At 65.3% G+C, this 25,964-nt stretch carries 22 protein-coding genes, 1 tRNA gene and 1 pseudogene; 9 read left to right on the plus strand and 15 right to left on the minus strand.

Annotated features, from left to right (window positions below):
* A pseudogene (locus Q0105_RS00005) lies at nt 1-578 on the plus strand (oxygen-independent coproporphyrinogen III oxidase-like protein); the annotation flags it as partial.
* Between the two features lie 111 nt (nt 579-689).
* On the opposite strand, the gene Q0105_RS00010 reads toward Q0105_RS00005, so the two are convergent.
* Nucleotides 690-1,025, minus strand: coding sequence for an I78 family peptidase inhibitor (locus Q0105_RS00010; RefSeq protein ID WP_298207435.1), 336 nt, complete (start codon nt 1,023-1,025; stop codon nt 690-692).
* A 304-nt stretch (nt 1,026-1,329) separates the two neighbouring features.
* On the opposite strand from Q0105_RS00010, the gene Q0105_RS00015 reads away from it, so the two are divergent.
* Nucleotides 1,330-3,060 carry a PAS-domain containing protein gene (locus Q0105_RS00015; RefSeq protein ID WP_298207438.1) on the plus strand — a complete coding sequence of 577 codons (1,731 nt, stop codon included), beginning with the start codon at nt 1,330-1,332 and terminating at the stop codon, nt 3,058-3,060.
* A 146-nt stretch (nt 3,061-3,206) separates the two neighbouring features.
* Here Q0105_RS00015 and Q0105_RS00020 read toward each other — a convergent pair.
* The 9 genes from Q0105_RS00020 to Q0105_RS00060 form a co-directional block, all read right to left on the minus strand.
* A tRNA-Ser gene (locus Q0105_RS00020) sits at nt 3,207-3,294 on the minus strand.
* A 19-nt stretch (nt 3,295-3,313) separates the two neighbouring features.
* Entirely contained in the window at nt 3,314-3,997 is a 684-nt protein-coding gene (gene ureG, locus Q0105_RS00025; protein WP_298207440.1) for an urease accessory protein UreG, read from the minus strand.
* On the minus strand, nt 3,994-4,704 hold the full coding sequence (locus tag Q0105_RS00030) for an urease accessory UreF family protein (protein ID WP_298207442.1): 711 nt from the start codon (nt 4,702-4,704) through the stop codon (nt 3,994-3,996). The genes ureG and Q0105_RS00030 overlap by 4 nt, the downstream gene beginning before the upstream one ends.
* 150 nt (nt 4,705-4,854) lie before the next feature.
* A complete protein-coding gene (ureE, locus tag Q0105_RS00035) occupies nt 4,855-5,472 on the minus strand; it encodes an urease accessory protein UreE (protein WP_298207444.1) in 618 nt (205 codons plus the stop codon).
* Between the two features lie 57 nt (nt 5,473-5,529).
* Nucleotides 5,530-6,009, minus strand: a complete 480-nt coding sequence (locus Q0105_RS00040) for a GNAT family N-acetyltransferase (RefSeq protein WP_298207446.1) — start codon at nt 6,007-6,009, stop codon at nt 5,530-5,532.
* A gap of 14 nt (nt 6,010-6,023) precedes the next feature.
* On the minus strand, nt 6,024-7,742 hold the full coding sequence (gene ureC / locus Q0105_RS00045; RefSeq protein ID WP_298207448.1) for an urease subunit alpha: 1,719 nt from the start codon (nt 7,740-7,742) through the stop codon (nt 6,024-6,026).
* 93 nt (nt 7,743-7,835) lie between these two features.
* Nucleotides 7,836-8,141, minus strand: a complete 306-nt coding sequence (locus Q0105_RS00050) for an urease subunit beta (protein ID WP_298207450.1) — start codon at nt 8,139-8,141, stop codon at nt 7,836-7,838.
* A gap of 26 nt (nt 8,142-8,167) precedes the next feature.
* Nucleotides 8,168-8,782, minus strand: a complete 615-nt coding sequence (locus Q0105_RS00055) for a HupE/UreJ family protein (RefSeq protein WP_298207451.1) — start codon at nt 8,780-8,782, stop codon at nt 8,168-8,170.
* A gap of 33 nt (nt 8,783-8,815) precedes the next feature.
* Nucleotides 8,816-9,118 (minus strand): urease subunit gamma, encoded by a 303-nt coding sequence (locus tag Q0105_RS00060; protein ID WP_176888585.1) that lies wholly within the window; start codon nt 9,116-9,118, stop codon nt 8,816-8,818.
* A gap of 213 nt (nt 9,119-9,331) precedes the next feature.
* On the opposite strand from Q0105_RS00060, the gene Q0105_RS00065 reads away from it, so the two are divergent.
* Together Q0105_RS00065 and Q0105_RS00070 are read left to right on the plus strand one after the other, a co-directional pair.
* Nucleotides 9,332-12,964 (plus strand): ATP-binding protein, encoded by a 3,633-nt coding sequence (locus Q0105_RS00065; protein ID WP_298207457.1) that lies wholly within the window; start codon nt 9,332-9,334, stop codon nt 12,962-12,964.
* A complete protein-coding gene (locus Q0105_RS00070; protein ID WP_298207459.1) occupies nt 12,961-14,001 on the plus strand; it encodes a response regulator in 1,041 nt (346 codons plus the stop codon). The genes Q0105_RS00065 and Q0105_RS00070 overlap by 4 nt, the downstream gene beginning before the upstream one ends.
* A 211-nt stretch (nt 14,002-14,212) precedes the next feature.
* On the opposite strand, the gene Q0105_RS00075 is transcribed toward Q0105_RS00070, so the two are convergent.
* The 4 genes from Q0105_RS00075 to Q0105_RS00090 all read right to left on the minus strand — a co-directional run bounded on the left by Q0105_RS00075 (nt 14,213) and on the right by Q0105_RS00090 (nt 18,603).
* On the minus strand, nt 14,213-14,911 hold the full coding sequence (locus Q0105_RS00075) for a phytanoyl-CoA dioxygenase family protein (protein ID WP_298207461.1): 699 nt from the start codon (nt 14,909-14,911) through the stop codon (nt 14,213-14,215).
* Nucleotides 14,912-15,017: 106 nt separating this feature from the next.
* Nucleotides 15,018-15,704 (minus strand): DUF3334 family protein, encoded by a 687-nt coding sequence (locus Q0105_RS00080; protein ID WP_298207463.1) that lies wholly within the window; start codon nt 15,702-15,704, stop codon nt 15,018-15,020.
* A 134-nt stretch (nt 15,705-15,838) separates the two neighbouring features.
* Nucleotides 15,839-16,303, minus strand: coding sequence for a (2Fe-2S)-binding protein (locus tag Q0105_RS00085; protein ID WP_298207466.1), 465 nt, complete (start codon nt 16,301-16,303; stop codon nt 15,839-15,841).
* Between the two features lie 29 nt (nt 16,304-16,332).
* On the minus strand, nt 16,333-18,603 hold the full coding sequence (locus Q0105_RS00090; protein WP_298207468.1) for a xanthine dehydrogenase family protein molybdopterin-binding subunit: 2,271 nt from the start codon (nt 18,601-18,603) through the stop codon (nt 16,333-16,335).
* Between the two features lie 330 nt (nt 18,604-18,933).
* Between Q0105_RS00090 and urtA the strand changes: the two genes are divergently transcribed.
* The 5 genes from urtA (at nt 18,934) to urtE (ending at nt 25,098) form a co-directional block, all read left to right on the plus strand.
* Nucleotides 18,934-20,196 (plus strand): urea ABC transporter substrate-binding protein, encoded by a 1,263-nt coding sequence (urtA, locus tag Q0105_RS00095; RefSeq protein WP_298207470.1) that lies wholly within the window; start codon nt 18,934-18,936, stop codon nt 20,194-20,196.
* Nucleotides 20,197-20,358: 162 nt separating this feature from the next.
* On the plus strand, nt 20,359-21,939 hold the full coding sequence (urtB, locus tag Q0105_RS00100) for an urea ABC transporter permease subunit UrtB (protein WP_298207472.1): 1,581 nt from the start codon (nt 20,359-20,361) through the stop codon (nt 21,937-21,939).
* 20 nt (nt 21,940-21,959) lie between these two features.
* The gene (gene urtC, locus Q0105_RS00105; protein ID WP_298207474.1) at nt 21,960-23,105 is read left to right on the plus strand and encodes an urea ABC transporter permease subunit UrtC; all 1,146 of its coding nucleotides are present in this window, start codon (nt 21,960-21,962) and stop codon (nt 23,103-23,105) included.
* The gene (gene urtD / locus Q0105_RS00110; protein WP_298207476.1) at nt 23,102-23,977 is read left to right on the plus strand and encodes an urea ABC transporter ATP-binding protein UrtD; all 876 of its coding nucleotides are present in this window, start codon (nt 23,102-23,104) and stop codon (nt 23,975-23,977) included. Before urtC ends, urtD begins: the two co-directional genes overlap by 4 nt.
* Before the next feature lie 428 nt (nt 23,978-24,405).
* The gene (urtE, locus tag Q0105_RS00115) at nt 24,406-25,098 is read left to right on the plus strand and encodes an urea ABC transporter ATP-binding subunit UrtE (RefSeq protein ID WP_298207478.1); all 693 of its coding nucleotides are present in this window, start codon (nt 24,406-24,408) and stop codon (nt 25,096-25,098) included.
* Between the two features lie 16 nt (nt 25,099-25,114).
* On the opposite strand, the gene Q0105_RS00120 is transcribed toward urtE, so the two are convergent.
* A complete protein-coding gene (locus Q0105_RS00120) occupies nt 25,115-25,954 on the minus strand; it encodes a phosphatase PAP2 family protein (protein WP_298207480.1) in 840 nt (279 codons plus the stop codon).
* Nucleotides 25,955-25,964: the final 10 nt, after the last annotated feature.

The raw sequence follows: 25,964 nt of genomic DNA on the forward strand, positions 1-25,964 counted from the left end.
ACATCTCCATCTACCACCTCACCATCGAGCCCAACACCTACTTCGCCAAGTTCCCACCGGCCATCCCCGAGGACGACCAGGCCTACGCCATGCTCGACCGCATCACCGAGATGACGGGGCAGGCAGGCATGGCGCGCTACGAAATATCGGCCTACGCGCAGCCCGGCCACCAGTGTTTCCACAACACCAACTACTGGCAGTTTGGCGATTACCTGGGCATTGGTGCGGGTGCGCACAGCAAGCTCAGCTTTGCCCACCGTGTGGTGCGGCAGGTGCGATTCCGCGACCCGGCACGTTACATGGACAACGCCCTGGCCGGTCGCGCCGTGGCGCAGGACGACGAGGTGCGCCGCGCCGACCTGCCGTTTGAGTACATGCTCAACGCCCTGCGCCTGCGCGATGGATTTCCGCTGCAGGACTTCATGGCCCGCACGGGCCTGCCCCTCACATCCATTGCCAGGGGGCTGAAGGAGGCGGAGAGCAAAGGCCTGATCGAGCGCGACATGGCCCATGTGCGCCCGACAGAGCGGGGCTTTGACTTTCTGAGCGACCTGCAGGAGCTGTTCCTGGCCGATTGACCCCCGGTGCGGCGGCCTGAAATATGAGGGAAATTGGCCTCTAGCGCTTGATGAATAAGCGCTAGCAGCTATAAAAAACGAAGCATTCGGATGCTGAGGATTCTCAGTCTCTTAGCCGCAGTGCACCGCCACAATGCGCCCGTTGGCATCCACCTGCAGGTTCAGCCGCTGCGTGTCGAACTCCTTGGTGATCATCTGGCCAGGCCGCAGGACGCGTGCCATCTGCGCACCCGACAGCACCCGTGCGGATTCCACCACCGACGCCGTGCTGTTCTGCCCCACCACTTGCTGGGCCGGTTGCGCGTTGCACAGCCCGCCCGGTGGCTGGGCCGTTGCTGCCGGGCCGCCGGGAGATGCCGGGGGCGGCTGCCCGTGGCTTGCGCAGCCTGCTGTCAAGGTGGCCATGGCTAGGCCGCCGACGGCGGTGGCAAAAGCGATCTTCGTCATGCAGAGGTCTCCAGAAGGCCAAAGAAGACCATCACCATACCGGAATGCGTGCAGAAAAAATGGTGTCTTCGGGTAACACCATGAGGCCACAGGCGGCTTTCGTGTCCCCAAGGCCCCGCTTTCCTGTATGGTTTGACGTATGGCAAGACAACGTTGCTTGCCTGCAACGACAAGCGGCCCTGCCTTGCGGGGCGGGGTGCGATGACGGCCTGCCGTAAGGCCATCTTTGCACCATGAAGGGCATCATGCACGGTGTGACCCTTCCGCTCTGGGTCACCGCGTTTGCGCAGCCTCCATACCCCCCATGCCCGACGATCTTGTACGCAGCCTTCTCCACACACTCGGCGACACCCTGGATGGCCTGGATGTTGCCCTGTGCGTGTTTGATGACGATGACTGCACCATCGCGTGGAACCGGACCTTTTTCAAGTTCTTTCCCGAACACGAAGGCCATGTGTACGTGGGAGAGCCCTACCAAGCCAACCTGCGGCGGTTCTATGCCGGGCGGCTCGACCCGCAGGAATTGCCCAACATCGACCGCTACATCACCGCGGGTGTTGACCGCCACCGCGCCCAGACGCGCCCTTACAGCTTTGAGCACCGGGGCCTGCGGGTCCAGGTCTCGTCCCTGCCGATTGCGGGCGTGGGCCGTGTGCGGGTATGGCATGCCCAAGACCTGCCACGGCCTGAGCCGTCGGACGCCGCCAGCATCCATGAACCGGGCTGCCTGCGCAGCCCCGTGATCGAGAGCACGGAGCTTTTTGACCGCATTCCTGACGGCCTGATGATCTGCGCCGAAGACCAGCGCATCCAATGGGTCAACGAACCCTTCATGCAGATGTATTGCCTCACCGACCGTGCTGCCGCCACGGGCCTTGCGTTTGATGAAATCTACCGCAAGGCCTGGGCTGTTGGCGGGCAGGGCGACATGGCGCCGTTCTACAGCGGCCTGACGGTTCTGCAAGAGAACATGCGCTTTGCCGGAGCGCCGTTCGAGGTGCCGCTGCCGCGCAACCGCTGGAGCCGGGTGATCGCCAAGCAAGGCGCGGACGGCACCGCGTTTTATGCGCATGTGGACGTCACCGAGTTCAAGCGCCAGCAGCACCAGCTCGCGCAGGCCGAGCGCAGCGCCCGTGACAGCGAGGCGCAACTGCGCGAAAAATCCATTCTGCTGGAGGCCACGTTGGAAAGCATGGACCAGGGCGTGGCCAAGATCAGCGCCAGCGGCATCGTCGAGCTATGCAACCGCCGCGCCATGGAACTGCTGGACTTGCCCCGCGACCTGATGGCCTCCAAGCCCACGCTGGCGAATGTGCTGGCGTACCTGCGCGCACGCGGCGAGTTTGACCTGACCTCCCAGGAGGTCCAAGACATGCTGGTTCCTGATAGTGGGACAGATCAACTGCATGTGTACGACCGCCCCCGGCCGGATGGGCGCATCCTGGAAGTCCAGACCGTGCCCATCAAAGGTGGCGGTGCGCTGCGCACCTTCACCGACATCACGCAGCGCAAAGAGGCCGAGCAGAAGATTCGCCACGTCGCCGAACACGATGGACTCACCACGCTGCTGAATCGCACCGCGTTCCTGCAGGCCCTGCAGGCCGCCGTGGCCGACGTGCGGCGCACCGGCCGGGGCTTTGCCGTGCTGTACGTAGACCTCGACGGCTTCAAACCCGTGAACGACCGCTTCGGCCATGCCGTGGGCGACCAGTTGCTGACCTGGGTGGCCCGCCAGCTCACGCACGCCGCCCGCGAGGACGACGTGGTGGCACGCCTGGGCGGCGACGAATTTGCCTTGCTGCAGCGTGGCGTGACAGACCACACCAGCGCCCAGCGCCTGGCCGAACGGCTGGTGCTGGCCATCGGCCAGCCCACGGAAATCGAATCCCATTCCATCCAGATCGGCGCCTCCGTGGGCATCGTCATGGCATCCCCCGACGCGATGGACGCCGAAGAACTCCTGCGCAAGGCCGACTCCGCGATGTACCTGGCCAAAGCCTCGGGCCGAGGTTGCGCGCGGATCTATGGCATGTGAGGGGTAGGTGCCAGGGGCGGTGGGTGGGCAGGGGGGCGTTTCAGACCATCCATGCTGCCTTGGGCCCGAGCTTCGTGGTGTGTTTTGGGATGACACCGTCGAGGAAAGAAAAAACGGGCTATGTAGGCCCGTTTTTCTTCGTGTTCTGGCGGAGACTGTGAGATTCGAACTCACGGACGGTTGCCCGTCGGCAGTTTTCAAGACTGCTGGTTTAAACCACTCACCCAAGTCTCCGGTAGGGAAGGCGCGAATTCTAGCCGACTGCGGGGGCTGATTTCTTTTGCAGCATGCCACGCGTCTCGATGAACTTCACCACATCCGCCACGCCCGCCAGGGTTTTCAGGTTAGTCATCACAAACGGTTTGAGGCCCTGCGCACTGGTGCGCATGCGCGTGGTGTCGGCGTGCATCACGTCGAGGTTGGCGCCCACGTGGGGGGCCAGGTCGGTCTTGTTGATGATGAACAAGTCGCTTTTTGTGATGCCGGGGCCGCCCTTGCGGGGGATTTTTTCGCCAGCGGCGACGTCGATGACGTAGATGGTGAGGTCGCTCAGCTCGGGGCTGAAGGTGGCGGCCAGGTTGTCGCCGCCGCTTTCTACGAACACGATGTCGGCGTTGGGGAACTCGCCCAGCATGCGGTCGATGGCCTCCAGATTGATGGAGCAGTCTTCGCGGATGGCGGTGTGGGGGCAGCCGCCGGTTTCTACGCCCAGGATGCGCTCGGCGGGCAGGGCGCCGCTCACGGTGAGCAGGCGCTGGTCTTCCTTGGTGTAGATGTCGTTGGTGATGGCGATGAGGTCGTAGTCATCGCGCATGGTTTTGCACAACATTTCGAGCAAGGTGGTTTTGCCGGAGCCCACGGGGCCGCCGATGCCCACGCGCAGCGGGGGCAGGTTTTTGGTGCGGTGGGGGATGTGGTGCAGGTTGCTGGTCGTCATGATCTGAAGAGGCGGGAGTATTGGGTTTCATGCTGCGCAGAGAGGATGGCGAGCATGGGCGAGAAGGCCTGGCGTTCGCTGTCCATCAGGCCGATGGCGTGGTCTGCGGCGGCGGGAATAGCGTCGGCCAGCCGGGCCAGGATGCGTTGGCCTGCGCTTTGGCCCAGCTGCATGGATTTGAGGGCGGCCTGCACCATGTTTTCGGCCCAGCCGAAGGCGTAGGCCAGCAGCACATCGCGCACGGGCGCTTGGGTGGTGGAGGCGGCGAGCGCAAACGCCACAGGGTAGGTGGGGGGCAGAGTGGCCAGGTGGCGGATGGCGGGCAGGGCCTCTTCATCGCCCTGGTGCTGGTTGCGCAGCCAGTCGGCCATCGAGCGGCCCATTTGCTCGGTTTGCAGCCGCAGTTCGCTGGTTTCGCGGGTGTGTAGCACCCAGTTGTTGAGCTCGCGCACATGCGCCCAGTCGGCGCGGCGCCAGGCGCCCACGGCCTTGGCGATCAGGGCCATGTCGCCGCGCGATTGGGTGATGTGGAGTTGATCCAGCAGCCATTCGCCGACCGCTGTTTCGCTGTCCAGGCCGGCGTTTTCGATGGCGGTCTCCAGCCCCTCGGAATAAGAGAACCCGCCCACGGGCAGCGCGGGGGAGGCCAGCCACATCAACTGCAGAAAGCTGGCGGCGGGCAGGGGGGCGGGGCGGTCGTGGCGCATGGGGTGGTTTTGTCAGCCGGTTCGGCTGGAGCTGGCCGAAGGGGAGGGGCTGGCCACGTGTTGTGCCCTGGCTTCGACAGGCTCAGCCCGAACGGTGGGGATGGGCTCAGCCTGGATGGTGAGCCTAGTGTTCAGCATGGGCAATGCCTGTCAGTGGTCGTGGTTGCAATGTGGGCCATGCACATGGCCTTGAGCCACCACGGGGATGGCCACGGTGCGGCCACGGGCCGGGGCTGCGGGTGCAGCAGGCGCATCGGTCTGGGCGTGGTTGTGGTTGTGGTCATCACCATGGTGATGGTGCCCACCGCCGTGCCCTGCGGCGTAGGCGCCGCCTTCGGGTTCAAACGGCAGGTCTTGTGCTTTGACGATCAAGTGCATGGCGCGCAGCATGTCGGCCAGCACGTGGTCGGGCTCGATCTTGAGGTGGTCGGGCTGCAGCTCGATGGGTACGTGGCGGTTGCCCAGGTGGTAGGCGGCGCGGGTCAGGTCGAACGGGGTGCCGTGGTTGGCGCAGTGTGTGATGACCAGCACCGGCTGCGGCGCCGCAATCACGCGGACCATGGAGCCGTCTTCGGCCACCAGCACATCGCCGCCGCGCACCAGCGTGCCGCGCGGCAGGAAGATGCCCAGTTCGCGCCCGGCGGAGTCTGTGGCAGCAAAGCGGCTTTTCTGGCGCACATCCCAGTCGAGTTCAACGGTGGTGGCGCGTTTGAGCAGCACGGGCGCGAGGCCCTGGCCTTGGGGGAGGAGTTTGGAGACCTGGATCATGATGGGATGGGAGGTGTGGCCCCGGAGGGCGAGGCCCGCATTGTGTACCTGGCCAGCCTAGAGCGCGCGGGTCATGAACCGGCTGTGCGGGTCTGGGCCGTAGCTCCCGAACGGTGCGCAGTCGGCAAATCCGTAGCGCAGATAGAGCCGGTACGCGGGGTCAAAAAAGGGCTGGCTGCCTGTCTCCAGGCTGATGCGCTGGTAGCCCAGGTCCACCGCCTGGCCCAGGATGTGTTCCAGTATCGCGCGGCCCACGCCCTGGCCGCGTGCGGCAGCGGTGGTGCGCATCGATTTGAGTTCGGCGTGCTCGGCGCCAAGGTGTTTGAGAGCGCCCGTGCCCACCAATTGGCCGTCGGCCCGCCAGGCTGTCCAGAAGCGGATGTCGGGCTGGCGCAGTTGCCCCATGTCCAGCGCGTGCACGCTTTCGGGCGGCGAGGTGGCGCGCATGTCCTGCAGGTGCTCTTCCATGAATTGCTCGATGCGCGGGTCGCTCAGGTCGTCCAGGCGGATGTGCAGGTCTGGGAGCAAGGTGTTCATTGTGGGCTCCGGCCTCAGAACAAAAAGTAGCGCTGCGCCATGGGCAGCACGGTGGCGGGCTCGCAGGTGAGCAATTGGCCGTCGGCGCGCACGGTGTAGGTCTGGGCGTCCACTTCCATTTGGGGGGTGTAGCTGTTGTGCACCATGTTGCGCTTGCGGATGCTGCGGATGTTGTGCACGGCGGAGAGCCGTTTGGCGAGGCCAAAGCGCTCGCCAATGCCTGCGTTCAAACCGGCCTGCGAAACAAAGGTGAGCGAGGTTTTGGCAATGGCCCCACCAAACGCGCCAAACATTGGCCGGTAGTGCACGGGCTGCGGCGTGGGGATGGACGCATTCGGGTCGCCCATCGCGGCCATGGCGATCAGGCCGCCTTTCAGGATCAGTGCGGGCTTCACGCCGAAGAAGGCGGGCTTCCAGATCACGATGTCGGCCCACTTGCCCACTTCAAGCGAACCCACCTCATGGCTGATGCCGTGGGCGATGGCGGGGTTGATGGTGTACTTGGCTACGTAGCGCTTGATGCGTGTGTTGTCGCTCCGGGCCGTGTCGCCCTGCAGGCTGCCGCGCTGCACCTTCATCTTGTGGGCGGTCTGCCAGGTGCGCAGGATGACTTCGCCCACGCGGCCCATGGCCTGGCTGTCGCTCGACATCATGCTGATGGCGCCCAGGTCGTGCAGGATGTCTTCTGCGGCGATGGTCTCTTTGCGGATGCGGCTTTCGGCAAAGGCCAGGTCTTCGGCAATGCTGGCGTCGAGGTGGTGGCACACCATGAGCATGTCCACATGCTCATCGAGCGTGTTGTGCGTGTACGGCATGGTGGGGTTGGTAGAGCTGGGCAAAAAATTGTCTTCGCCCACCACACGCAGGATGTCGGGTGCATGGCCGCCGCCCGCGCCTTCGGTGTGGAAGGCGCAGATGCCGCGCCCGCCCACGGCGGCGATGGTGTTTTCCACAAAGCCCGATTCATTGAGGGTGTCGCTGTGGATGGCGACTTGTGTGTCGGTGGCTTCGGCCACGTCCAGGCAGTTGCTGATGGCAGCCGGCGTGGTGCCCCAGTCTTCGTGCAGTTTCAGGCCAATGGCGCCTGCGTTGATCTGCTCGTGCAGCGCGTCGGGCAGGCTGGCGTTGCCCTTGCCGAGGAAACCCAGGTTCATGGGGAAGGCGTCGGCGGCCTGCAGCATGCGCTCCATGTTGAAGGGGCCGGACGTGCAGGTGGTGGCCAGCGTGCCGGTGGCGGGGCCGGTGCCGCCGCCGAGCATGGTGGTCACGCCGCTGGCAAGCGCCTCTTCGATCTGCTGGGGGCAGATGAAGTGGATGTGGCTGTCGATGCCGCCCGCGGTGACGATGTTGCCTTCGCAACTGATGACCTCGGTGCCGGGGCCGATGATGATGTCCACGCCCGGTTGGGTGTCGGGGTTGCCCGCCTTGCCGATGGATGCAATGCGCCCGCCACGCAAGCCGATGTCGGCCTTGAAGATACCGGTGTGGTCGACGACGAGGGCGTTGGTCAGCACGGTGTCCACGGCGCCCTGGGCGTTGGTGCGCTGGCTCTGCGCCATGCCGTCGCGGATGGTTTTGCCGCCGCCAAACTTCACCTCCTCGCCATAGCTGCCCGCGCGCAGCGTGTGGTCGGCTTCGACTTCGAGAAGAAGTTCGGTGTCGGCCAGGCGCACGCGGTCGCCCACGGTGGGGCCGAACATTTCGGCGTAGGCGCGTCGTCCAATGGTTGCCATGGGGTGTGTGCTCCGCGAGAACTGGTTACTATGTTTTTGATAGCTGCTAGCGCTTATCCATCAAGCGCTAGAGGCCATTTTTTCTTGAAACTGCTACAGCGCGCCTTGTGTCAGGCCCTGAAAGCCGTACACCTGCCGCTCGCCTGCGTAGTCCACCAGTTCCACCGTGCGCTGCTGGCCCGGCTCAAAGCGCACGGCGGTGCCCGACGCGATGTTGAGCCGCATGCCGCGTGCGGCGGCGCGGTCAAAACCCAGGGCGTTGTTGGTTTCGGCAAAGTGGTAGTGCGAGCCCACCTGGATGGGGCGGTCGCCGGTGTTGCGCACGACCAGGGTGAGCGTGCGGCGGCCAGTGTTGAGCGGGTGTTCGCCCGCGTCGGTAAAAAGTTCGCCAGGGATCATTGCAGGCTCCTGTGGGGCGGATGGGCTCAAGCCATGTGTGCCAGCAGCACGCCACCGAAAGCGGCCACGCCCGCGCCTGCAGCGCGTGCCAGCCACACATGCCGGTGGCGCAGCGCCCAGCCTGCCGCCAGGCCCGCGCCATGCAGCAGCACGGTGGCGGCCAGCATGCCTGCCAGGGTTTGCCAGGCGCTGTGGTTGCCCGCCAGCTCTTGGCCATGGGCTACGCCATGGAACACGGCAAACACCCCCACGCCCAGTGCCGCCACCAGGCCGGGCACGCGCAGGCGCGACACGACAAGCAGGCCGGTGACCAAGAGCGATACGGCAATCATCGGCTCTACCGCAGGCAGCGCCACGCCCTGCAGGCCCAGCACGGCGCCCGCCAGCAGCAGGGCCGCAAAGCCCACGGGGCCCCACAGCAGCTCGGCCCCGGCGCGGCGCGCAGCCAGGGCGCTCCACAGGCCCACGGCCACCATGGCGGCCAGGTGGTCCAGGCCGAACAGGGGGTGGGCAAAGCCGCTCAGAAAGCTGCTGTGGATGTGGGATTCAGCACCTGTATGGGCGCTAGCGCTTGTAGTGATTGCGCTGATAGCTATAAAAAACAGAGCGATTGTGTGGCGGTGTGAGAGTGTGATGCGCATGGAAGCTCCACAGAGAGAAGGAGAAAATAAGGGTCAGACGATCGGCTGGTGCACGGTGACGAGCTTGGTGCCGTCGGGGAATGTGGCCTCGACCTGGATGTCCGGAATCATCTCGGCGATGCCGTCCATCACGTCGGCGCGGGTGAGCACGCTGCGGCCTTCGCTCATCAGCTGTGCCACGGTCTTGCCGTCGCGGGCGCCTTCCATCACCGCTGCGCTGATCAGGGCCACGGCCTCGGGGTAGTTGAGCTTCAGGCCCCGCGCCTTGCGGCGCTCGGCCAGCAGGGCTGCGGTGAAGATCAGCAGCTTGTCTTTTTCACGAGGGGTCAGTTCCATTTCGTTTCACTCAATGCTGGGGTCATTGGCTCGTGCGGCCACACAGGTGTGGCCGAACGCGAGGGGTCAGTTCCATGGTGTGCCGCTGGGTCTGTTGAACGCTGTCCCAGCATAGACAGCAAGCCCCGTGCCCGGCTATACGCCACATGGCGGACAGGCGGGACGGCCGTGGCATGGAAACTGCACAGGAGAAGGCAGCCGCAACCGCCTTCCATGCCACGCCACAACGCCACCCCTGAATCCGCCGATGCAGCATCGCTGCCGCAGACGGGGCCAGGCGCGGGCGCCCAGGCCCCGCAACAGGTGGTGAAGGTGCGCCGCGACTACAACAGCTGGGTAGCCACCGAAACCATGGAGGACTACGCCCTGCGCTACACGCCGCAGCGTTTTCGCAAGTGGTCCGAATGGCGGGTGGCCAACACGGCGTTTGGGGCGGCGTCGTTTCTGATCCTGGAGGCCGTGGGCGCCACGCTCTTGGTGCAATACGGCTTCATCAACGCCTTCTGGGCCATCGTGGCCACGGGGCTCATCATCTTTCTGGCGGGGTTGCCGATCAGCGTGTACGCGGCCCGCTATGGCGTGGACATGGATTTGCTCACGCGCGGCGCGGGCTTTGGCTACATCGGCTCCACGCTCACCTCGCTGATCTACGCCAGCTTCACCTTCATCTTCTTCGCGCTGGAGGCCGCCGTGATGGCCTACGCGCTGGAGCTGGCGCTCGGCATCCCGCCCACCTGGGGCTACCTCATTTGCGCCATTGTGGTGATTCCGCTGGTCACGCACGGCGTGTCGGCCATCAGCCGCCTGCAGGTGTGGACCCAGCCGCTGTGGCTGGCGATGCTGGTGGTGCCGTTTGTGTACGTCGTTGCGCACGATCCCGGTGCGTTCGCAGGCGTGTCGCACTATGGTGGTGAATCCGGTCGCGGCGCCGCGTTCCAGCTGCCCTTGTTTGGTGCGGCGCTCACGGTGGGCATTGCGCTGATCACCCAGATGGGGGAGCAGGCCGATTACCTGCGTTTCATGCCCGCCCGCACAGAGGCCACGCGTGGGCGCTGGTGGCTTGGCGTGTTGGTGGGCGGGCCGGGCTGGGTGGTGCTGGGCGTGCTCAAGATGCTGGGCGGTGCGCTGCTGGCCTGGCTGGCCTTGAAGCACATGGTGCCCGCCGAGCGCGCGGTGGACCCGAACCAGATGTACCTGGTGGCCTATGAATACGTGTTTCCTCAGTACGGCTGGGCGGTGGCGGCCACGGCGCTGTTTGTGGTGGTCTCGCAGATGAAGATCAACGTGACCAACGCCTACGCGGGCTCGCTGGCCTGGTCCAACTTTTTCTCGCGCCTCACGCACAGCCATCCGGGGCGGGTGGTGTGGGTGGTGTTCAACACGCTGATCGCCTTCATGTTGATGGAGATGAACGTGTTTCGCGCCATGGGCGAGGTGCTGGGGCTGTATTCCAACATCGCCATCGCCTGGATCATGTCGGTGGTGGCCGACCTCGTCATCAGCAAGCCGCTGGGTCTTTCGCCCAAGGGCATCGAGTTCAAGCGCGCGCACCTGTACGACATCAATCCAGTGGGGGTGGGCGCCATGGCGCTGGCGTCGGTGCTGTCGATCAGCGCGCACCTGGGGCTGTTCGGGCCGCTGCCGCAGGCGTTCTCGGCCGTGATCGCCATGGCCGTGGCGTTTGTCACCGCGCCGCTGATCGCCTGGGCCACGAAGGGGCGTTACTACATTGCGCGCCAGAGCGAGCCGGTGGCGGTGCCCATGCACGGGCCGATAGGCCATATGGGCCACATGGGCGGCATGGGGCGCATGGCCGTGTTGCGCTGCGTGGTGTGCGAGCGCGAATACGAAGCCCCCGACATGGCCCAATGCCCCGCCTACCGGGGCGCCATCTGCTCGCTGTGCTGCACGCTCGATGCGCGCTGCGGCGACCTGTGCAAGCCGCACGCGAGCATGGCCGTGCAGTGGTCGTCGGCCCTGCGCTGGGTGTTGCCACGCGCCGTCTGGCGCTACCTGGACACGGGCCTGGGCTATTTCCTGCTGCTGATGCTGGTGATCGCGCCGCTGCTCGCGGCCGTGATGGGGCTGCTCTATCACCAGGAGCTCAACACCATCGCCCAGGCCATGACCGACACCGAGGTGCTGGCCGCGCCGGAAGTCGCGTTGCGCTCTGGCCTGCTCAAGGCCTACCTGGCGCTGCTCGTCATCTCGGGCATCGTGGCCTGGTGGCTGGTGCTGGCGCACAAGAGCCGCCAGGTGGCGCAGGAGGAATCCAACCGCCAAACGGGCCTTTTGGTGCGCGAGATCGAGCTGCACCGCCAGACCGATGAGGCCCTGCAGACCGCCCGCAGCGTGGCCGAGCAGGCGCGGCAAGTGGCCGAAGAAGCGCAGCAGCAGGCCGAGGACGCACGCGCCCTGGCCGATCAGGCCAACCAGGCCAAAAGCCGCTACATCAGCGCCATCAGCCATGAGATCCGCACGCCGCTCAACTCCATCCTGGGCTATGCGCAGCTGATGGGCGAGGACGCAGGCGTGCCCCCGCACCGCAAGCAGGCGGTGCATGTGATCCGCCGGGGCGGCGAGCATTTGCTCTCGCTCATCGAAGGCACGCTCGACATCGCACGCATCGAATCGGGCAAGCTCACGCTCGACGTGGCGCCCATGCGTTTTGCCGATGGCCTGCACGAGATCGCCAGCCTGTTCGAGCTGCAGGCTTCCGCCAAGGGCCTGGCCTTCCAGTTTGACGTGCAGGGCGTGATCCCCGAGGTGGTGCGGGCCGACGACAAACGCCTGCGCCAGATCCTCATCAACCTGCTGGGCAACGCCGTCAAGTTCACCGCGCGGGGCACCGTCACGCTGCGCGTGCGCCATGCGCGCGAGATGGCACGCATCGAGGTGCAGGACACGGGGCCGGGCCTCACCTCCGCCGAGATCGAGCGCATCTTCGAGCCCTTTGCACGCGGCGGCCCGGGCGGCAGCAGCACGGCCGCCGCACCCGGTGCGGGCCTGGGCCTGACCATTGCAAAGATGCTCACGGCGCTGATGGGCGGGGAGCTCACGGTGAGCAGCACACCCGGCGTGGGCTCGGTGTTCCACGTCAAACTCTTCTTGCCCGAGGTGCATGCCGAGGCGCTGGGCAAGCTGGCCTTGCAGGCCCCCGTGGCCCCCACAGCCCGCAAGGGCCGGATGGGTTATGCGGGCGAGCGCCGCCGCATCCTGGTGGTGGACAACGAAGAGGCCGACCGCGAGCTGCTGGTGCAACTGCTCGCCCCCCTGGGCTTCGAACTGCGCCAGGCCGCCAGTGGGCACGATGCGCTGGACCTTCTGGCCACGGGCTACCGGCCCCACGCGATCTTCATGGACCTGGCCATGCCCGGCATCGACGGCTGGGAGACGCTCCGGCGCGTGCGGCAGATGCAGTTGGCGAAGGTGGCCTGCGCCGTGGTGTCGGCGAATGCCTTTGACAAGGCGCTGGACAACGACGTGGACATCCGCCCCGAGGACTTCATCGTCAAGCCCGTGCGCCACAGCGAGCTGCTCGACTGGCTGGAGCGGCGCCTGGCGCTGCAGTGGCTCAGTGAAGCGCCACCCGCCCCGGCACCCGTGGCGATAGGTTTTTGCGCGCCGGGCGGGCCGCTGAGCTACCCCGAGCCCCACACCCTGGCCGTGCTCGCGCAGGCCGTGTCGCTGGGCTACTACCGGGGCATCCTCAACGCGCTGGACGAGATCGAGCGTAACCAACCCGCGCATGCGGCCTTTGTGCACACCCTGCGGGGCCTGGCCCGGCAGTTTCAGTTCGACGCCATGGGCCGGATTCTTGAACAGGCATCAGCAGCAGCACCGTGAACACCGCCGAACCCTCCGCCCCCTTCCTTGCGCCTGCTGGCGCCGCGCTTGACCGTGGCGACAGCGACGTGGTGCTTATCGTGGACGACGTGCCCGACAACCTGGCCGTGTTGCACGACGCACTGGATGAATCCGGCTACACCGTGCTTGTGGCCATGCACGGCGAGGCCGCGCTGCAGCGCGCAGCGCAGGCGCTGCCCGACATCGTGTTGCTGGATGCCATGATGCCCGGCATGGATGGCTTCGAGGTCGCGCGGCGCCTGAAGGCATCGCCCGCCACGGCGCACATCCCCATCATCTTCATGACGGGCCTGACGGAAACCGAGCATTTGGTGGCCGCGCTGGAGGCGGGTGGGGTGGACTACGTGACCAAGCCCATCAAACCGCGCGAGGTGATGGCCCGCATGGGCGTGCACCTGGGCGCTGCACGCAAGGCCCGCCAGGACGCCAGTCAGGCGCGCGAGGCGCGCAACGCGCTCGACGCCTTTGGCTACGCCAGCATCACGGTGCGTGCGGTGGACGGGCGCATCGTCTGGCAGACGCCGCTGGCGCGCGAGCTGCTGCAGGGCTATTTTGGCGAGGCCAGTCCCTGGGCGCCCGCCGTGGTGCAGACCTGGCTGCGCCGCCATGTGCTGGCCGAAAACGCGGCGGAGCTGCTGGCCCATTCGCTGGCCGAACCGCCGCGCCTGGCCATTGAGCAGGGTGCACGCCGCCTGACCTTGCGGCTGCACCAGCAGGCGGGCGACAGCGAAGGCGGGGGAGATTGGCTGATCGTGATGCGCGAGGTGTCCGACGCCAAGATCATCGAATCCATGAGCCTGTCGTTCAAGCTCACCGCGCGCGAGGCCGAGGTGCTGTACTGGGTGGTCAAGGGCAAGATCAACCGCGACGTTGGTGACATCCTGGGCGCCAGCCCCGCCACCGTAAAAAAACACCTGGAGCGCGTGTTCGCCAAGCTGGGCGTGGAGACGCGCACTGCGGCGGCGGCAATGGCGATGAACCGCATCCGGCAGTTGCATCCGCAGTTTGAGGGGTGATGGTTTTGATGTTTTTTTCCTGACTCTCTACATACCTCAGATACCGTCCCATCCGTTTGGGCTGAGTTTGTCGAAGCCAGGGCTTGCCGCGTGCGTACAAGGCTTCGACAAACTCAGCCCGAACGGGTGATGGGCACGAAGTCTGAGGTATGCCAATACTCAGTGTTTTTGCTGCCTACCGCTTGCTGAATAAGCGCAAGATGCTGCAAATTTAATAGCAAATATCTGGCGATACCACACGCCGCCAACCCAGGCCGTGTGGCAGCTCCCTGGGGCCGAACACAAAATGCAGCACCCGCCTGCGGCTGCTGCCCGTGGCTTTGGACGATGCGTGCAGCAGCAGTGGGCGCATGACCAAGGCCGTGCCCGCCGCTGCGCTGCAAACGACTTCACCGGCCTCGTCCCGCCATGTGCTGGCCTTTTCTGGCGAGAGCACGCCGTCGCGGTGGGAGCCGGGCACTACGCGCAGGGCGCCGTCTTCGGGCTGGCAAGGGTCCAGGTGCAGGCGCACCGCCACCAATTGCGCCAGAACCTGGGCCGGGGGCTGTACGAAGATATCGCCTTCCTTCTCGGACCAGCCTTGCAGGCCAGCGTGCTCGACCCTGGCGGCCACGGGGATGCTCAGGTCCTGGTGCAGCGGCACCAGCCAGTTGCGCGCGGCCGTTTTCTCAAAATAGGTGCATTGCACGGCCACGGCCTGTGAGGCAAAAAAGGCCGACAGCGCGGGCAAGCCCTGCAGTCGCTGGGCGAGCGCCGCACACCAGGGCTGTGCCAGCAGGCAACGCGTGCCGCCACTGATGTTGTCGTTGCCTGGGGGCGTGGCCTGGGCGGCCAGTTGGGCGCATTCGGAGGCGGTGAGAACGCCGGGCAGCAGCGCAAAACCCTGGGTGGCGAATGCGGTGTGAGGCATTCCGGTGGTTGGCAGACGTAATGGCGAAAAATGCCTCTAGCGCTTATCCATCAAGCGCAAGGTGCTATCATTTTTAAGTGATAGTGCCAGAGGCAGGCTTTGGCCCTCACATCCCCAGCGACCTGAGCAGCGCGTCGGTGTCATCTTGCCCGGCGGGTGGCGGCGCGGGCACGGGCGGGGCCTCTTGCGACTGGGCCATCAGGGCGTCGGGGTCGGGTGCCTCTTGGGCCTCGAAGTCGTAGAGCTTGATGAACTCGGTGCGGTCGATGGCCAGTTCCAGGTAGAAGATGTTGTTGTTGCTGGTGTAGAAGGTGACGCGCCGTGCCTCGGGCTTGTCGAGGTTGGCATCCACGCTCAGTTGCACCTGCTTGTTCAGTACCAGCATCTTGGGCTGGTTCTGCGTGATGTGGGTCTGCAGCTCACGCCGCACCTTGCCGGTGAAGTCGCCCACCACCTGGTTCATCAGCTCGCCCATCACATTGCTCACTTCGTCTGATGTGTAGGAGCTGACCAGGTCCTCCTTGGACATGCCCATGTTCAGCAGGTAGTTGGCATACAGCTCCATGGCCGCCTGGCCCGAGAAGTTGATGATCACCAGGCCCGAGAAGCCGCCGTCGAACAGCACGAAGCAGCCGATGTCGGGCTTGAGGCAGGTTTTGCTGATGCGCTGCACCATGCCGGAGTAGTGGATTTGGCTGTGCGTTGCCACACCCAGCACCCGGGTGACGGAGTTGCACAGGCTGATCAGGAGGTCTTCGGTGCCATAGACGGCGGAGTTTTCAGGGGTGCTCATGGTGTCGTGTGGAGGTTGCGCAGACAAGGTACAGACAGATACAGGCTGGGTAGAGCATAGGCGAAGGCGTGGCACTCGGCCAGCGTTCTTTCCATCACGCCCGGTGAGCCCTTGGGCAAGTGTTGTTGTGCCTGTCAGCCCCGGCGCGCCTGTGCCGCCTGGTGGATGGCTGCGCGGATGCGCGGGTAGGTGCCGCAGCGGCAGGCGTTGCCGGACATGGCGGCGTCGATGTCGGCATCGCTGGGCTGGGGCGTTTTCTTGAGCAGCGCACAGGCGGACATGAGCTGCCCGCTTTGGCAGTAGCCGCACTGGGCCACGTCGATCGCCGTCCAGGCCTCGCGCAGTGCCGTGGCTTCGGGGCCCTGCAGGCCTTCGATGGTGGTGATGTTGGCGTTGCCCACGGCCGACACGGGCGTGACGCAGGCGCGCACGGGCTCGCCGTCCAGGTGCACGGTGCAGGCGCCACACAGGGACATGCCGCAGCCGAACTTGGTGCCGTTCAGGTGCAGCTCGCCACGCAGCACCCACAGCAGGGGGGTGTCGGGCTCGGCGGTGATGGGGGTGGGCTGGCCGTTCAGGGTGATGGTGAGGGTGGTCATGGGACAGGGCTCCGGTGCGTCGGTCGGGGTCAGGCCAGCTTGAGCGGCAGTGCGCGCAGGCGCTGGCCGGTGAGCGCGAACAGCGCGTTGGCCACGGCGGGTGCGATGGGCGGCACACCGGGCTCGCCCACGCCCTCGGGCGGCTCGGCGCTCTGGATGATGTGGGTTTCGATGCGGGGGCAATCGGCCATGCGCAGCCAGGGGTAGTCGTGTAGGTTGCTTTGCTGCACCTGGCCGTCCTTGATCGTCACTTCGCCATACAGCGCGGCCGTGAGGCCGAACACCACGGCGCTTTCCATCTGCTGCGCGATGAGGTTGGGGTTGATGGCCGCGCCGCAGTCGATCACGCACACCACGCGGTGCACGCGCAGGGCCTTGTCGGCGCCTACCGACACCTCGGCCACCTGCGCCACGATGGAGCCGAACGACTGGTGCAGCGCCACGCCGCGCGCACGCTGTGCGCCCGTGGCATCGGCCGCCAGCGGCTGGCCCCAGCCAGCCAGCTCTGCCGCCTTGGTGAGCACGCGCAGGTGGCGCGGGTGTTTTTGGAGCAGCGCAGCGCGGAAGGCCACGGGGTCTTGCTGGGCGGCGTGGGCCGCCTCGTCGACAAAACTCTCCTTGAAGAAAGCCTGGTGCGAGTGCCCCACCGAACGCCAGAAGCCCACGGGCAGCGGCAGGTCGACGACCTCGTGGGCGATGCGCGCGTGGGGCCATTCGTAGGGCTGGTCGAAGGCGCCTTCCGATGTTGTTTTGTCGGGCCCGGCACCGGGCAGGCCGAAGGTGCGGGCCAGCATCTGGGGCACGATGGCCTGGCCTGCCGACAGGTTGTCCCAGGCCACCAATTGACCCTGTGCATCAAACCCCGCCTTGAAGCGGGACACGCAGGCGGGGCGGTAAAAATCGTGCTGCATGTCTTGCTCGCGCGACCACAGGGTCTGCACCGGCGCGCCGTCGGCGGCTTTGGCAATGGCGGCGGCCTGGGCCACGTAGTCTGCCTCCAGCCGCCGTCCAAAACCGCCGCCCAGCAGCAACTGGTGCACGGCCACTTTGTTTTCGTCGATGCCCAGCGCCTTGGCGGCCGCCTTGCGGGCCAGGTCGGGCACCTGGGTCGATGTCCACACGCTGGCTGCGCCGTCCTTGAACTGCGCGGTGCAGTTGATGGGCTCCATGGCGGCGTGGGCCAGGTAGGGCGCGCTGTAGTCGGCGGTGATCGTTCTGGCCGCGCCCTTCAGGGCCGCGTCCACATTGCCCACGCTGTGGTAGCCAAAGCCCTGGCTCCGGTCCAGCGCCTGGGTCAGCTGGGTCATGACGGTGGCGCTGGACAGCGCGGCCGCCGGGCCGTGGTCCCATTCCACGGTAACGGCGGCCGCGGCCTTCTTGGCATGCCAGGGCGTGTCGGCAATCACCGCCACTGCGCCGGTGCCGCCGTGGTAGGGCTCCACCGCCAGCACTTTTTTGACACCCGGCAACTTCTGGGCAGCGGTGCCGTCAAAGCGGGCCACCTTGCCGCCCCGCGTGGGGCACATCAACACGCTGGCGTGGAGCAGGCCGGGCGGTTGGGCGTCGATGCCAAACACCGCCGTGCCGTTGAGTTTTGTGGGCGCCTCGATGCGCTTGAGAGGCTTGCCGATGAGCTTGAACGCGGCGGGCTCCTTGAGCGTGAGTTTGCCGGGCGGGGGTTGCAGCGCCGCCAGCGCGGCCAGCTCGCCAAAGGTGGCGCGCTGGCCAGCGGCGTGCTCCACCACCCCGGCGTTGGCCTGGCATTCAGCGGCCGATACCTTCCACTGCGCTGCGGCGGCGCTGATCAGCAGCGCACGCGCATGGGCCCCGGCCTCGCGCATGGGCAGCCACAGGTCTTTGATGCTGGACGATCCGCCCGTCATCATCACGCCCACCTCGCGCATGGTCTTGGCCGTGAGCCAGCCCGCCATAGCCTTGACCGAGCCGTCGTTGTCGGGGTGAAAGGGCAGGCCGTCCACCACAGTGGCCAGGTTGTTGTAGATGTCGTCGATGGGCGCCATCTCCAGCCGCACCTGGGCCCAGTCGGCATCCAGCTCCTCGGCCAGGATGGCGGCCAGGCCGGTGTGTGCGCCCTGGCCCATTTCGGCCTTGGCCATCATCACGGTCACGGTGTTGTCCGTGCCCACCTTGAGCCAGCCGTTGAGCGCCACCTGGCCCGCGCCCTGGGGCAAGGGCTGCGCGGTGCGCAGGCGCTGGCGCGGGGGCAGCACGCCCCAGCCAATGACCAGTGCGCCCGCTGTGGCAGCGCCGCCGAGGAGTACCGTGCGTCGTTTCACCATGGATTCATTCCTTTGTGGTGTGTGGTGGGGGACGGCCATCGTAAACCGGTTGCAGGGATGTCTGCAGCGTGTTGACGGCTGAAGGATGGAAGGGTTTTTGGCATCTGGCGCTTATCCAATAAGCGCCAATAGCTATCAAAAAGTGAGCATTTGGGTGATTGCATCGGTGTGGGTGGCGCCTTCGTGTACGCCACCCGGCGTATTTCCGGCGCGGGCACCCGTCTCCAGAATCCATTCCATCGCTCAACCCCGTCAGGCCCCACACCGGGGTCCATCGGGCGAAGCGGTCGGACTGATTTGCGGATTGAAACCACCACCGGAGAAGCACACATGCAACGTCGTTATTCCCTCAAGGCCCTCGCGGCCGTCGCTGCGCTCGCTGGCCTGTCTGCACTGCCAGCCCATGCGCAAGAGACCATCAAGGTCGGCATCCTGCACAGCCTGTCGGGCACCATGGCCATTTCGGAAACGGTGCTCAAGGACACCGTGCTGATGGCCATCGACGAAATCAACGCCAAGGGCGGCGTGCTGGGCAAGAAGCTCGAACCCGTCATCGTGGACCCCGCCTCCAACTGGCCCCTGTTCGCCGAAAAGACCAAGCAGCTCCTGGGCCAGGACAAGGTGTCGGTGATCTTCGGTTGCTGGACCAGCGTGAGCCGCAAGTCGGTGCTGCCAGTGGTGGAAGAAATGAACGGCCTGCTGTTCTACCCCGTGCAGTACGAGGGTGAAGAGTTGTCCAAGAACGTGTTCTACACCGGCGCCGCGCCCAACCAGCAGGCCATCCCCGCCGTGGACTACCTGATGAGCAAAGACGGCGGCGGCGCCAAGCGCTGGGTGCTGCTGGGCACCGACTACGTCTATCCCCGCACCACCAACAAGATCCTGCGCGCCTACCTCAAGAGCAAAGGCGTGAAGGATGCCGACATCGACGAAAAGTACACACCGTTCGGCCACAGCGACTACCAGACCATCGTGGCCGACATCAAGAAGTTCAGCCAGGGCGGCAAGACGGCCGTGGTGTCCACCATCAATGGCGACTCCAACGTGCCCTTCTACAAAGAGCTGGGCAACGCGGGCCTGAAGGCCAAGGACGTGCCCGTGGTCGCCTTCAGCGTGGGCGAGGAAGAACTGCGCGGCGTGGACACCAAGCCGCTGGTGGGCCACCTGGCCGCCTGGAACTACTTCCAGTCCATCAAGAGCCCGGAGAACACCGCCTTCATCAAAAAATGGAGCGACTACGCCAAGGCCAAGGGCATTGCGGGCCACAAGGACAAGCCGCTCACCAACGACCCGATGGAAGCCACCTACATCGGCATCAACATGTGGAAGCAGGCGGTTGAAAAGGCCAAGAGCACCGACGTGGACAAGGTGATCGCCGCCATGGCCGGCCAGACCTTCAAGGCCCCGAGCGGCATCGTGAGCAAGATGGACGAGAAGAACCACCACCTGCACAAGAGCGTGTTCATCGGCGAGATCAAGGCCGACGGCCAGTTCAACGTGGTGTGGAAGACACCCGGCCCGGTCAAGGCCAAGCCATGGTCTCCTTACATCGAAGGCAACGACAAGAAGAAGGACGAGCCCGAAAAGAAGTAACCCCCTGAGGCGCTTTGCGCCTTCCCCCCGCTCTCGCATCGCTGCGCGATGCGGGCAGGGGGACGCCCCCAGCGCGGCGGGGCGGCCCTTGCGCGGGGGGCACTGGTCTGGGCTGTGCGCGCCGCACAGGCCGGCCGCCTTTTTTGACCCACTGGCCCTTTCATGCATTCTTCCTTTTTCTTCCGCCTGATCGCTTGTCTGTGGCTGTGCGCGGCGGCCCAGGCGCACGCCCTCACAGCCGAGCAGGCTCTGACCATGGCGGTGGGCGAAACCGACGACCGCGTGGCTGCCGTGCAGCAGGCGGTGGCAGAACCCAGCGATCGGGTCGCTGCTTTTTTGCAGGCCTTGGCTGACGACGCAGTGCGTGTGGCGGGCGGCAAGGCCCTGATCGTGCAGGGTGACAAGGGCATTGACCCCGTGACCGGCGCCGAAGTGCCCGTGCCCGCCGATGCCGAAGACATCATCAACAACAACCGCATGCGCGGCGAAATCGACACGGCCCTGGCGGGCCTGGCGCTGTTTGGCAAGGACGAAGTCGCACGCATGGCCGCCGCCAAGGCGCTGACCAAGGAGCCCGACGCGGGCCGCCTGCCCCTGCTCGACAAGGCGCTGGCGCAGGAGACCAACGACAAGATCAAGGCCCAACTGGAGCTGGCGCGCGCCGCCACCTTGCTCGGCAGTGACGACGCCGCACAGCGCATCGCCGCAGCCCGGGCCCTGTCGGCCAGCGCCACGCCCGACACCCGCCTGCTGCTGAACGAGCGCATGGCCGTGGAAGAGGACCCCAAAGCCCGGGCTGCGCTGCAGACAGCCCTCAAGGCGCTGGACGAAAAACTCGCCTGGGGCGAGCGCCTGGGCGCTGCGTTCTCGGGCATCAGCCTGGGTTCCATCTTGCTGCTAGTGGCGCTGGGCCTGGCCATCACCTACGGGCTCATGGGCGTGATCAACATGGCCCATGGCGAGCTGATGATGATCGGTGCCTATGCCACCTATGTGGTGCAGGGCATCTTCCAGAAGTATTTTCCGGGTGCGTTCGACTGGTACCTGGTCGCCGCGCTGCCGCTCGCGTTTGGCGCATCGGCCGCCGTGGGCGCGGTGCTGGAGCGCGGCGTGCTGCGTTTTCTGTACGGCCGCCCGCTGGAGACGCTGCTGGCCACCTGGGGCATCAGCCTGGTGCTGATGCAACTGGTGCGCACGATTTTTGGCGCGCAGAACGTGGGCGTGGAAAACCCCGCGTGGATGAGCGGCGGCGTGCAGGTGCTCTCCAACCTCACGCTGCCCTACAACCGGCTGGTCATCATCGGCTTTGCGATGGCCGTGCTGCTGGGCATGGGCTACCTCATCAGCCGCACCCGCCTGGGCCTTTTTGTGCGCGGCGTCACACAAAACCGCCCCATTGCCTCGTGCATGGGCGTAAACACTGCGCGCATCGACACCATGGCCTTTGCGCTGGGCTCGGGCATTGCGGGCCTGGCCGGTTGTGCACTGAGCCAGGTGGGCAATGTGGGGCCGGACCTGGGCCAGAGCTACATCGTCGATGCCTTCATGGTGGTGGTGCTGGGCGGCGTGGGCCAGCTCGCAGGCACTGTGTATGCCGCGCTGGGCCTGGGCATCCTCAACAAGTTTTTGGAAGGCTGGGCGGGCGCGGTGCTGGCCAAGATTGCGGTGCTGGTGTTCATCATCATCTTCATCCAGAAGCGGCCCCAGGGCATCTTCGCGGTCAAAGGGCGTACGGCCGACTGAAGCACCAGAGACGACAGATCATGACTACGCCAACCTCTCCCAACATCCAACTGCCCACACCCGCGCCGCTGCTCACGCGCGGTGGCTGGTCGGCCTTCATCGTGGCGCTCATCGTGGTGTGCGCCGTCGCCCCCGTGCTCAACCTGTGGGTGCCTGCGGACAGCGCGTTTCACCTCAGCGACTACGCCGTGGCGCTGCTGGGCAAGATCATGTGCTACGCCATCTGCGCATTGGCCATGGACCTCATCTGGGGCTACACCGGTATCTTGAGCCTGGGCCACGGTTTGTTCTTTGCACTCGGCGGCTACGTGATGGGCATGTACCTCATGCGCCAGATCGGCCGCGACGGCAACTACAAAAGCGACCTGCCCGATTTCATGGTGTTCCTCGACTGGAAGGAGCTGCCCTGGCACTGGATGTTGTCTGACAGCTTTATTGCCACGCTGATCCTCATCGTGGCGGTGCCGGGTGTCATCGCGTTTGTGTTCGGCTACTTCGCTTTTCGCTCGCGCATCAAGGGCGTGTACTTTTCGATCATCACCCAGGCCATGACGTATGCGGCCATGCTGCTGTTCTTTCGCAACGAGACGGGTTTTGGCGGCAACAACGGTTTTACCGATTTCAAGCGCATTCTGGGCACACCGATTGCCACTCCGACCATGCGCATGACGCTGTTTGTGATGACGGGACTGGCGCTGCTGGGTTTCTTCTTGCTGGCACGCTGGCTGGTGCGCAGCAAGTTCGGCCGCGTGCTGCAGGCCGTGCGCGATGCTGAAACGCGCGTCATGTTTTCAGGCTACTCGCCGCTGCCCTACAAGCTCACCATCTGGACCATCAGCGCCATGATGTGTGGCGTGGCAGGCGCGCTTTACGTGCCCCAGGTGGGCATCATCAACCCTGGCGAGATGAGCGCCGCCAACTCCATCGAGATCGCCGTGTGGGCAGCCGTGGGGGGCCGCGCCACGCTGATCGGACCCATCGTGGGGGCCTTCATCGTCAATGGCGCCAAGAGCTGGCTCACGGTGACGGCACCAGAGTTCTGGCTGTACTTTTTGGGCGCGCTGTTCATTGCCGTCACGTTGTTCCTCCCCAATGGTGTGGTGGGGCTCGCCAAAAAGCTCATGATGATGACGAAGAAGAATAACGAGAAGGGAGCCGCGCAATGACGCCCGATCTGATGGAAGAAGGCGCGCGGCGTTTCCAGCAAAAGCTGGCGCCGGTGGCATTGGGCCAGACCGAATCGGGCGGCCGCGCTGCAGGCTTTTCGCGCATTGCGGTGCCTGGCGAGGTAGATGTGACCCATGGCCGCATCCTGTATCTCGAAGACGTGCACGTGAGTTTTGACGGCTTTAAGGCCATCAACGGCCTGAGCCTGGACATCGCGCCCGGCGAGCTGCGCTGCATCATCGGCCCCAACGGTGCGGGCAAGACGACGATGATGGACATCATCACCGGCAAGACGCGGCCCAACCAGGGCACGGTGTTTTTTGGCAGCACCATTGACCTGCTGCGCCACAACGAACCCGAGATTGCCAGCCTGGGCATTGGCCGCAAGTTTCAAAAACCCACGGTGTTCGAGCAACTCAGCGTGTTCGAGAACCTGGAACTGGCTTTGAAGACCCACAAGGGCGTGAAGTCGAGCATGTTCTTCCGGTTGGACTCTGCGCAGTCCGATCGGTTGGCCGAGGTGCTGCACACCATCCACCTGGCCGACAGCGTCACGCGGCAGTCGGGCAACCTGAGCCATGGACAAAAGCAGTGGCTGGAGATTGGGATGCTGTTGATGCAGGACCCGAAGTTGCTGCTGCTGGACGAGCCGGTGGCGGGGATGACGGATGAGGAGACGGCGCGGACTGCGGAGCTGTTTCTGACGCTCAAGGGCAAACATTCGCTGATGGTGGTAGAGCACGATATGGGCTTTATCCGCACGATTTCTGAGAAGGTGACGGTGTTGTGTGATGGCTCGGTGCTGGCCGAGGGCACGCTCGATCAGGTGCAAGCGGATGAGCGGGTGATTGAGGTTTATTTGGGGCGGTGATGGTGGTGTGCCGCTTTGCTCTTTCTGATTTTCTGGAGCCACTCCACCCGTTCGAGCTGAGCTTGTCGAAGCTGGGGCGTTTCCAGTCCGTTCGGGCTGAGCTTGTCGAAGCTGGGGCGTGCTGGTTTGAAAAGCATGCTTGTGTTGAGGGCGGAGGCCGGGAGTCGCCCGGCGTGCGAGTAACTTTCTTTTGGCGAAGCAAAAGAAAGCCACTGCGCCGCCGGGCGCACACCCCGGCTCCCGCCCTGAACCCAGGCACCCCGCCCAAACCAGCCAACAAGCCCTGGCTTCGACAAGCTCAGCCCGAACGGTTCGGGGGCGGCGCCCAAGCTTCGACAAGTCAAGCCCACGCAACAGCTACTTCAAAAACAATAGCTACTAGCGCTTGATAAATAAGCGCTAGAGGCAAAACACACCTAAAAAAGACCATGCTCACCGTCCAAAACATCAACCAGTACTACGGCGGCTCCCACATCCTGCGCGACGTGAGCCTTACTGCCACCCCTGGCAAAGTCACCGTGCTGCTCGGTCGCAACGGTGTGGGCAAGACCACGCTGCTCAAAAGCCTGATGGGCCTGGTGCCTATCAAAAGCGGCTCCATCAACTTCGATGGCAAACCCATCGACAAGGCCATGCCGTACGACCGCGCCCGCGCTGGCATTGGCTTCGTGCCACAGGGCCGTGAAATTTTTGGCCGCCTCACGGTGGAAGAAAACCTGCGCATGGGCCTGGCCTACAAAAGCGGTTCCACCCCCGTGCCGCCGCACCTGTACGAGCTGTTTCCTGTGCTCAAGCAAATGCTCAAGCGCCGGGGTGGTGATCTGTCGGGCGGGCAGCAGCAGCAACTGGCCATTGCGCGGGCGCTGGCGCCTGGCCCGCGTTTGCTGATTTTGGATGAGCCCACCGAAGGCATCCAGCCCAGCATCATCAAAGACATCGGCCGCGTGATCCGCATGCTGGCCGACAAGGGCGAGATGGCCATTCTGCTGTGCGAGCAGTACTACGACTTCGCGCAGGAGCTGGCCGACGACTACCTAGTGATGGAGCGCGGCGAGGTGATCGCGCGCGGGCCGGGCAGCGAGATGGAGGCCAAGGGCATCCGCAATCTGGTCGCTATTTGATTGATTTGATGAGTGTTCAGGCCTGCTCCGTACCGGGCTGCTGGTTGCTGCGCCAGCGCGACATGCTCTCCATGACGAGCACGAAGCACAACATCGAGGTGCCTCCCAGCAGCCAGCCTGCCAGCACGTCGCTGGCGTAGTGCACCTGCAGCACCGCGCGGCTCCAGCCGACGGTGACGATGAGCACCCCCGCTACCACCACGGCGGGTGCATGCCAGGGGCGCGGCAGCAGCCGCGTGGCCAAGTAAGCCAGCATGGAATACGCCGCCATCGAGGCGCTGCTGTGCCCGCTGGGAAAGCTGAAACCGTCTGCCTGCGCAATGCCGTGCAGGTGCTCGGGTCGCACGCGCTCGAACAGATTTTTGAGCACCTGGGTCAGCGCGCCATTGCCCGCCATGGCCACCAGCCAGCCAGTGGCCAGCGGCCGGTGCTGGCGCAGCCACAGCGCGGCGGCCACCACTGCTGTCAGGGCGGTCAGCACCCAGGTATCGCCCATGTGGGTGAGTGCTGCAAACAGCTGCAGCACGGCGGTGGGGGCCTGCGCTTGCAGGCCTGCGGCCAGCGCGTTGTCCAGCACGCCCCAGGGGCCGCCGGTGCGGCCGCTGGCGGCCAGGGCGGCCATGGCAGAGCCCGCCAGCACCATCGCAAAGGCGCAGGCGCCCATTGCCAGCAACAAGGCACCGCGTGCCTGTGCGGGCCGCAGGCGGCGCTGGGCAGCGCGCAGGGCGGCCAGGCCTGCCAGCCCCAGCAGGGCTGCCGCCAGCATGCCAACCATCCAGACTTCCAAGGGGTGGTGGGCCAGCATCGCACCCAGTTCAGCGGCTTGCGCCATGGTGGTGGTTGTCGTGGTGGTCATCGTCGATTGT

The organism is Acidovorax sp. (genome assembly GCF_027492855.1).
Classification (GTDB): Bacteria; Pseudomonadota; Gammaproteobacteria; order Burkholderiales; family Burkholderiaceae_C; genus Acidovorax.